General features: G+C 59.9%; 11 protein-coding genes. 9 read left to right on the forward strand and 2 right to left on the reverse strand.

Annotated features, from left to right (window positions below; genetic code table 11):
* Nucleotides 1-124: 124 nt before the first annotated feature.
* Entirely contained in the window at nucleotides 125-496 is a 372-nt protein-coding gene (locus tag JKL46_RS33510; protein ID WP_201842709.1) for a TSUP family transporter, read from the reverse strand.
* A 113-nt stretch (nucleotides 497-609) separates the two neighbouring features.
* Between JKL46_RS33510 and JKL46_RS33515 the strand changes: the two genes are divergently transcribed.
* The 8 genes from JKL46_RS33515 to JKL46_RS33550 all read left to right on the forward strand — a co-directional run bounded on the left by JKL46_RS33515 (nucleotide 610) and on the right by JKL46_RS33550 (nucleotide 5,040).
* On the forward strand, nucleotides 610-792 hold the full coding sequence (locus tag JKL46_RS33515) for a hypothetical protein (protein ID WP_201842711.1): 183 nt from the start codon (nucleotides 610-612) through the stop codon (nucleotides 790-792).
* A gap of 313 nt (nucleotides 793-1,105) precedes the next feature.
* Nucleotides 1,106-1,282, forward strand: a complete 177-nt coding sequence (locus JKL46_RS33520; protein WP_201842714.1) for a hypothetical protein — start codon at nucleotides 1,106-1,108, stop codon at nucleotides 1,280-1,282.
* A gap of 259 nt (nucleotides 1,283-1,541) precedes the next feature.
* Nucleotides 1,542-2,594 (forward strand): IS110 family RNA-guided transposase, encoded by a 1,053-nt coding sequence (locus JKL46_RS33525; protein ID WP_201842716.1) that lies wholly within the window; start codon nucleotides 1,542-1,544, stop codon nucleotides 2,592-2,594.
* A gap of 580 nt (nucleotides 2,595-3,174) precedes the next feature.
* Nucleotides 3,175-3,546, forward strand: coding sequence for a hypothetical protein (locus tag JKL46_RS33530; protein WP_210381547.1), 372 nt, complete (start codon nucleotides 3,175-3,177; stop codon nucleotides 3,544-3,546).
* 61 nt (nucleotides 3,547-3,607) lie between these two features.
* The gene (locus JKL46_RS33535; protein ID WP_201842720.1) at nucleotides 3,608-3,817 is read left to right on the forward strand and encodes a cold-shock protein; all 210 of its coding nucleotides are present in this window, start codon (nucleotides 3,608-3,610) and stop codon (nucleotides 3,815-3,817) included.
* 145 nt (nucleotides 3,818-3,962) lie between these two features.
* Nucleotides 3,963-4,163, forward strand: a complete 201-nt coding sequence (locus tag JKL46_RS33540; protein WP_134499942.1) for a hypothetical protein — start codon at nucleotides 3,963-3,965, stop codon at nucleotides 4,161-4,163.
* A gap of 385 nt (nucleotides 4,164-4,548) precedes the next feature.
* The gene (locus tag JKL46_RS33545; protein ID WP_201842722.1) at nucleotides 4,549-4,854 is read left to right on the forward strand and encodes a hypothetical protein; all 306 of its coding nucleotides are present in this window, start codon (nucleotides 4,549-4,551) and stop codon (nucleotides 4,852-4,854) included.
* A gap of 39 nt (nucleotides 4,855-4,893) precedes the next feature.
* Entirely contained in the window at nucleotides 4,894-5,040 is a 147-nt protein-coding gene (locus JKL46_RS33550) for a hypothetical protein (RefSeq protein WP_201842724.1), read from the forward strand.
* A gap of 190 nt (nucleotides 5,041-5,230) precedes the next feature.
* On the opposite strand, the gene JKL46_RS33555 is transcribed toward JKL46_RS33550, so the two are convergent.
* On the reverse strand, nucleotides 5,231-5,374 hold the full coding sequence (locus JKL46_RS33555) for a hypothetical protein (RefSeq protein WP_201842726.1): 144 nt from the start codon (nucleotides 5,372-5,374) through the stop codon (nucleotides 5,231-5,233).
* 485 nt (nucleotides 5,375-5,859) lie between these two features.
* On the opposite strand from JKL46_RS33555, the gene otsA reads away from it, so the two are divergent.
* Entirely contained in the window at nucleotides 5,860-7,290 is a 1,431-nt protein-coding gene (gene otsA, locus JKL46_RS33560; RefSeq protein ID WP_201842728.1) for an alpha,alpha-trehalose-phosphate synthase (UDP-forming), read from the forward strand.
* The last annotated feature ends 573 nt before the right edge of the window (nucleotides 7,291-7,863 follow it).

Consider the following 7,863-nt stretch of genomic DNA (forward strand, 5'->3'; position numbering starts at 1 on the left):
CTCATCCATGCTCTCTGTTGTGCAGACTTTCGGAAGGATCACCCGGTTTAACCAGTGAAGGTAGACTGTACAATTGGGTGGGTACTAACCTGTTCCATACTGCGTGTTACGCGAAGCCCGGCAGTCAACCTGTGATGATCATCTGCACCGCGATCGCGATCAGGAGCACGCTGACAAACTGCGGGAACCGCTTAGCCGGAATCCGCTCGATGACTCGCTTGCTGGCCCAGGTACCCAGCACCATCGTACCGCCCATCGCGAGCGCCAGCGGCCAGAAGGTCGCCCCGAGATTGATCGTGCTGCCGTAGATGACCGATTTTACGGTGTGCATACCGATGGCCGTAACCGCTTCGCTGGCGATGTAGGCAACAGGCGGCAGGTTCAAGGTCAGGAAGATAGCAGCCCCGAGCGGACCGGCGCTGCCAACTAAACCGGACAAGAGCCCAACAACCGCGCCCCCGCCGGACAAGAGCCCACGGCTCGGGGTGAGGGGCATCGTCAGCACTCATCACCCAATACGCGGTACCGCTACCCGCGGCGACGATCGCGGCCGGAACGGCGGGTACGACCACGGGCGTCGACTTCGACGAAATTCGTGTCGGCGCCAACGTGATCTGGACCCCGGTGAAGGATTTCCTCATCGGCGTCGAGGCGCTCTACATCCAAGTCGATCCGCGCGAGCGGGTTGCGGTTCCGATCACCACGGCCTCCGGCGATCCGACCGGCACCTTCCGGTCGACGGGTTGGGAAGACATGTGGGAAGGCCGGCTGCGCGTCCAGCGCGACTTCTGAGACGCCCCGGCTGTCACATTCATGAGATTGGCGCCGCTCACTGCTTATCGGCCCGCCATTGTCCAGAGCAGTGCAATCGTCCCGCTGTGGTCCAATGCCCTGAACCCGGGCGTCCCAACAAGCTGACGGTCACTTCGGCTCTGGTCCTGTTGCGTTCGGCACTTCCCTGAACTCGCCCACTCGGGTCCAACCTGCCCCTGATCGTGACACGCCTTGGGACGTTGCCGCAGATGGCCATTCTCCACGCCGACGGAATATCGGTGAGTTCTCGTGCATCTCCCAGATCGGCTACAACTACTAGTTCGGCTCCTTCGTGATCGGTCTCGAGACCGACATTCAATGGGCTGACACCGATCAGGACGAAAACGTTGCGCTTATTCCGTTCGGCGGCGGCACCTTCGTGCTCGGCGTGTTCAGAAGCGATCTGTCCGACTGGTTCGGCACCGTTCGTGCCCGCGCCGGTTTCGCCATCAACCCTATCTTGATCTGAGCTACGGGCGGTCTGGCCTACACCGACAACACCATTGGCGGGCAGTCAGTGGCGGTGTCGAATGGGCTCAGTGCATTCTCCAGATCGTTCAGGCGGTAAACTTGAATGGCCTCGACGGCCATACATGCGGCATTACTGCGGTGCGACGGCAGCCCGCATTCATTGGCGGGAGGGCGCGAGAAAGTCCGATAATGGGATGGACCGGCCGTGCTTACCGGCGCACCCTTCAGGAGGGGCGCCCAACACGAGGATCTGAGCCATGCCTAATGCTCCGCTTCAGCCTGTTGCCATCCTCGGGATCGACATCGGCAAGAACAGCTTCCACCTGATAGGTCTGGATGCCCGCGGCGCCATTGTCCTGCGCCAGAAGCTCTCCCGCGGACAGGTTGAGGCACGTCTCGCCAACATGCCGGCGTGTCTGATCGGGATGGAAGCCTGTGTCGGTGCCCATCATCTCAGCCGACAGTTGCTGGCGCTGGGCCACGACGTGAAGCTGATCCCCGTCCAGTTCGTGGTTCCCTTCCGCAAAAGCCACAAGAACGACTTCCGTGATGCCGAGGCGATTGCCGAAGCCGTCCGGCGCCCCACCATGCGCTTCGTGCCGACCAAGTCGGTCGAACAGCTTGATCTGCAAGCCCGGCACCGGGTCCGCTCACGCCTGGTGGGGCAGCGCACGGCCGTGATCAATCAGATCCGCGCCTTCCTGCTCGAGCGCGGGATTGCGGTGCGCCAAAGGCTACGTTCGCTGCGTCAGGCCCTGCCGGATATTCTTGCCCAGCGCACAGACGTGCTCACGCCGCGCATGACGCGCCTGATCGAAGGTCTTTTGCAGGACTGGCATCATCTCGACGACCGCATTGAGGCGGTCACCGAGGAGATCCAAGCTCTCGTGGCCGCGGATGAGGCCTGCCAGCGCCTGATGAGCGTACCAGGTGTGGGGCCGATCATCGCCAGCGCCATGGTGGCCAGCATCGGCAATGGGGCTGCCTTCAGCCGGGGACGTGACCTCGGAGCCTGGCTCGGCTTGGTGCCGCGCCAGAATTCCACTGGAGGCAGAACCGTGCTGGGCCGGCTGACCAAGCGCGGCAACAGCTATCTGCGCTCGCTCCTGGTTCAGGTTGCTCGCGTGCTGCTGCTCTGGCCGGCGAAGCGGCGCCAACACAGTTTCGGGGCATGGCTCAACGCCGCGTCCACACGCCTGCACCACAACGTGCTGGCGGCGGCTTTGGCCAACAAGCTGGCGCGGATTGCCTGGAGCGTGCTGAGCCAGAACCGCACCTATGAACCACGGACAGCGGCTATCATGGGTTGAGGGCAGCATCGCCCCTGCCCTGCATCAGCCGCCTGGAACTCGCCGAGGTCTGCGAGAGGAAGACGAGATGGAGAACGGTCGCGCCGTCGCATCTGGGCTCTGGTGACCCGTTTGGCCATGAAGGGCCGGTCCGTTGATGAGAGCGGATGCGCGCGGATATCCATGATGGCTAGGAGCAATCGCTCCACATGGGCCGGATACATTAGCGCAAGACCAACCTCGCTATCTCGAAAAGCCTCTTGCGACACACGGCCGGTCCATACATCTGGGTCAAAGAGTAACGAACAGCAAACGAAATGAAGGTACACTCACCGCCTCATGAGTAGACCAAAGCATTTCTTCCGAGATGTGCCCGGAGCCGACCTCGCGGACGTCATGTTGCGCGTCATCAAGAGGACCTGAGCAGGATTGAACTGAACGGATGCTCAGGCAGCGCCCTCAACCAACTCACTCCGCCAGAACCGACGATTGAAAGGTGGCGGCGAGGCCTGGCCTCAGCCGATTGTCCGGATTGGCGAACTCCGCTGTCACGTCGGTAGTCGGGGTTGGGTTAGCAGCTGCCGGCGACGAGACGCACCTCGTGCGAATATGCGCCGCCGGTTGGCAGGACAAGCCCACACTGCTGCTGCCCGCCCATCCTCAAGCCTCACCGCAAATTGTCGTGGCATTTCGGATGCTCAAGCGTACGGCACGGGTAAATGCGCGCGGGGTGGCCCTGATCGATACTGAAGCCGCCCCTGCTCTGCTACGCACAGTTCTGTATTTGTGTTTCGTCGAAAATAGCCAAGATTTGTCTAAATCTCATGGGAAGACATACAGCACTTGTTATCAACTTGGAAAAGACCTATATAGTTTTTATCGGATTTTGGCCGGACAATCGGGTCGTTTCGCTTTTGGCATTGCCAGGCGCACGTTCGGACTTTCTTACCATTACATCGACGAACCGAGTTGAGGTCGCGCTTTTGCGCACCTTCTCTCACGTGCATCTACAGCAATTGCGAAAGGCTACCCCCATGATCATGGGCACAGTAAAATTCTACAACGACATGAAGGGCTTCGGTTTCATCCAGCCCAACGATGGCAGCAAGGACGTGTTCGTTCACGCCACCGCCCTCGAGCGTGCTGGCATGCGTGGCCTCACCGAAGGCCAGAAGGTCTCCTTCGACACGGCTGAGGACAGCCGCTCCGGCAAGATTGCCGTCAACAACATCGAAACGGCGTAATCGCTGATGATCGGCTCAGGACATAGGCCTGTGCCGCTCTGTCTTGAAGCCGCTCCCCGTGGGGCGGCTTTTTTGTTTGCGCCCGCAATCACCCGGCAGCGGTTGCCTGCCCTGCCCGACAGCAGTCGGGCTCTAGGAGCAATGAATGTCTCACAAGTATAAAGTTCGTCAGTTGGTCCGCATCACCCATCCGAACTTCTCGGATAAGCGCGCAACGACAAGCGGCATCTACGAGGTGACCCGCCTCATGCCGGCCGATCAGACCGGCGAGGTCTCCTATCGCATCAAATCGTCCGGCTTCGGCGAGCGCGCCGTGCGCGAGAGCGAGATCACGGCACAGGCGTGAACCATTTGACCAGCGCAGACACCTTCTTTCACGGATCGCAGATCTACGATCCCATCGCCCTGCTTCGACAGGGTGATGAGACCGTCTACGTTGCTCGCGTCGGCCGGAAGGCATCGCGACAGTTTATGATCCTCACGCCATCCGGCGAGCCAGCATGGTCACACGAGCCTCTCGGTAGCCTCTCGGATGTGGGTTGGGCTCTTCGGGCGCACGCGTGGCACCTCGTGACGCCCGAGCCGATGGGCGGGAGTGCTCAGCAAGCCAAGACCCTAGCGAGGCTGCTAACGGAGCGAACCTGACAGCAACCAATGTGGAAACAAATGGGCGGATGAGATTCTATCGCGGACAGCAGTTTCGCCTCTAAAATAGCAGGAGGATGCTCACCATGGTTGATCAACCAACCAATCTCGACGCGCATCGCGGCATGGCGGCGCAGAGAGCCACCGACCTGCGCCGCCTGCGCTCCGAGGTCGAAGCCGACCAGGCAGCACTCCACGCAAGACAAGCAGAACTCGAAGACCTGCTCGCGGCCGCACCCGCCGCCGATTGGCCGGAGGCTGTCGAGAAGGCGCGCTATCTGCTGGGTCTGCTTGCGCGGAGCTTGGACGCAGCCGACTTGCGTCGCCGCAAGCTGATCGAGCGGGTGTTGGCGGACTTCGAGCATCTGCTCGACAAGCCGCCGCACGACTGAAACGTTTTCTCAGAACCTGACTGACAACGGAGACAACCCATGGCCAGAGGCGAAAAGCGCGGAAACCGCGAAGCAAAGAAGCCGAAGCAGGAGAAGTCCAAGAACGCGATCCCGGTCTCCCCCTTCGTGAGCCAAGGCAAGGGCAGCGTTCCGCCTAAACCACCTGGCGGAAAGCGGGCATCGTAGCTGGGTCGCAATGGGAGCGAAGTCGACATGCCGTGGGCCGCTTTCTCGGCATGTCTGGTGCTGTCTAAGTTATGGGACAAGAACCAAGGCATTTTTATTTTATGCATCAGTTTTGCAGAAGGCAGTTCATCGAACGTCTTGCTGTGAGATTGATGTTCGCGTCTCGACGCCTTTTTCACTCAGAGGGCGGCTACAAGAACGCAAGTCCGGCCGCAAAGCCAAGCACGGTTCGCACCGCGTGGAGCGAGTTCTGGCGTTCGTTCGTCATACGGGTCTCGGGACCGGCCGCCGCCAGATCGCCGCCATGAACCAGTTGGGCCGGCTCAGCAGCCAATGCAGATGCCCCTTGTCGCTCTTCTCAGCTTTACCTCCCTCGCATGCTCTGCGGCTTCGGCCTTTTTACGGACAGCGGCAGCCATGGCCGCGCTTTCTTCCGCCGTATAGGCCCTTGTTGCCGTTATCTTTGACCCTTCCTTACCTGACTGCTCCTGTGCCTGAGCAACCTGAGTGGCAAGAGCAGGAGCCAATATGAATAGGGCCATCAGAATGCGCATCGGTCGGCTCCGCAGAAGGTTCGAATGTTGGAGCCTAGCACACACTTACCAATCAACAGTGGGTCATTGCGCCCCTGCCAAGTCACTTAAGAGTGACCGCTGCGGTTGCTATTGAGTTGGAACCCATTTTGCAGCCAGCCACCTAGGTCCCCTTTACAACAGTGGCCCTTTCAAAGCACGAGTGGCCCACAACCGGGTTCGCGTTATTTGCCGCCCTGTTCGTCCTTGGGTTACCCTCTACGCTGCTACCGAAGGAAAAGTGCATTTGCGACGGCTCGTTGTCATCTCCAATCGCGTGGCTATTCCTGACGCTACCGGAAAAGCCGCTGCAGGAGGCTTGGCCGTGGCTCTGCACGAGGCCTTTCAAGCTTACCAGGGGCTGTGGTTCGGATGGAGCGGCAAGGTGTCAGCCCACCCGGCGGTCCATCCGAAGATCATCGATAGAGGGCATGTGCAGTATGCCGTCATGGACCTGACGTCGCTCGATCGGCAGGAATACTATAATGGCTTCGCCAACCGGGCGCTCTGGCCCATCATGCACTATCGGATTGGTTTGTCCGAGTTCTCGCGGGCTGATTACGCAGGGTACTCGCGGGTCAATCGGAGTTTCGCCAGTGCACTGGCCGATCTTATTCAGCCTGACGATCTTGTCTGGGTTCATGACTATCACCTCATCCCTCTTGCGAGCGAACTGCGGGCCGTTGGGATCACCAACTCGATCGGGTACTTTCATCACATTCCCTGGCCAGCTCCTGAAGTGTTTGGAGCTCTTCCAGGCAGCACAGAGCTCCTGCGCGTCATCCCGGACTATGATCTTGTGGGTGTGCAGACAGAGCGGGATGCCGACAACCTCAGACGCAGCCTCGTCCAGGAGCTTGGTGCCATCCACCGCAGGGCCGATCTTCTCGACGTCGGAAGCCGCCATGTTCGCATTAAGGGCGCCCCGATCGGCATTGACGTCCATGGGTTTCAGCAAGCCGCCCAACGCTCTGGCTCGAGCCGGCTTCTGAAGCAGACGATTGCTGGACTGGGAACCCGCAAGCTGATCATCGGGGTTGATCGGCTGGATTACTCAAAGGGCATTCCTGAGCGCATGGAGGCGTTCGAACGCTTCCTCGTCAGCCATCCGGATCAGCGGGGACGGGTGACCTATCTGCAGATCGCCCCAACAAGCCGCAGCGAAGTGCCCGAGTATGCAACTCTGAGCCGAGATGTGAACGAGACGCTAGGGCGGATCAACGGCTCGTTGGGTGAGCCAGGCTGGGTGCCGATCCACTATGTAACCAGCACCTATTCTCGCGCAGTCCTTGCACGCCTTTATCGGCTGTCTCGGGTTGGCCTCGTGACCCCTATGCGGGACGGGATGAACCTGGTGGCCAAAGAATACGTGGCCGCGCAGGACCCGCAGGATCCCGGTGTTCTCATTCTGTCGAAATTTGCCGGGGCTGCTGAGGAGCTCACGGAAGCACTCATCGTCAACCCGAACGACAAGGTCGAAGTCGCAGAGGCTATTCAGCAGGCACTGCACATGAGCCGGGAGGAGCGGATGACACGCTGGCAGGCCATGTCAAAAATTCTGTGGAACTCCGATGTGAAACGGTGGGCGGCGGCATTCATCAAGGATCTCGCCAGTCACAAGACAAGCAAAGCCCGCAGCAGAATGGTGCCGGCCCAGAAAGACCGTGATGACCGGTAGTGGTCGCTGATGGGTGTGTGATATTGCAACGCCGTCGATCCGATAGGATGGGTTCAGGTCATTGGCCTACTGAAGGCATAGTCTGCTTAAGTAAGCTGCATGCCGATAAGCCTTCACGGAGCCGGAGCGGGCAAATTCAGTGTCGTTGATGGATGGTTCTGAAAGCGTGCCACATAGGGATCGACGCCACCCTCATGCCCCGGAGAGTGCTGGAAGCTGATCCGTCCTGCCATCAACACAGCGGTTCACGGCCTTCGTGGTTCACCCGATAGCTGCTATGCTTTTGTAAGAACCGTACTGGGGGTAAGCTTGGGCGTAATTGTGACCCCGACAGACGATGGCAAGGCATGGAATCTGACTGATCTGCTCGGCCGCTCGATGGGGCGCATTGCAGCGACATGCGATCAGCAGCTCGCGATCTACCCGGCCGGCCATGCTTTGGAGACCATGGCCGGCACGAGCCATGGGCCTTACATTTCTCTCGATGCGGCCCTGTCTGCGGATTCCGATGAAGCCGGACGCTTATTCCAAGGTGAAGCCGGACACCTATTCCGATTTCATTCCGGACAGTGT

The sequence above is a fragment of the Microvirga zambiensis WSM3693 genome, from assembly GCF_016735695.1.
In the GTDB taxonomy this organism is placed as follows: domain Bacteria; phylum Pseudomonadota; class Alphaproteobacteria; order Rhizobiales; family Beijerinckiaceae; genus Microvirga; species Microvirga zambiensis.

Excerpts from the sequence above, each read along its gene's own strand:
- JKL46_RS33510 (WP_201842709.1), bottom strand. The coding sequence starts at position 496 with ATGCCCCTCACCCCGAGCCGTGGGCTCTTGTCCGGCGGGGGCGCGGTT.
- JKL46_RS33525 (WP_201842716.1), top strand. The coding sequence starts at position 1,542 with ATGCCTAATGCTCCGCTTCAGCCTGTTGCCATCCTCGGGATCGACATC.
- JKL46_RS33535 (WP_201842720.1), top strand. The coding sequence starts at position 3,608 with ATGATCATGGGCACAGTAAAATTCTACAACGACATGAAGGGCTTCGGT.
- JKL46_RS33540 (WP_134499942.1), top strand. The coding sequence starts at position 3,963 with ATGTCTCACAAGTATAAAGTTCGTCAGTTGGTCCGCATCACCCATCCG.
- JKL46_RS33545 (WP_201842722.1), top strand. The coding sequence starts at position 4,549 with ATGGTTGATCAACCAACCAATCTCGACGCGCATCGCGGCATGGCGGCG.
- JKL46_RS33550 (WP_201842724.1), top strand. The coding sequence starts at position 4,894 with ATGGCCAGAGGCGAAAAGCGCGGAAACCGCGAAGCAAAGAAGCCGAAG.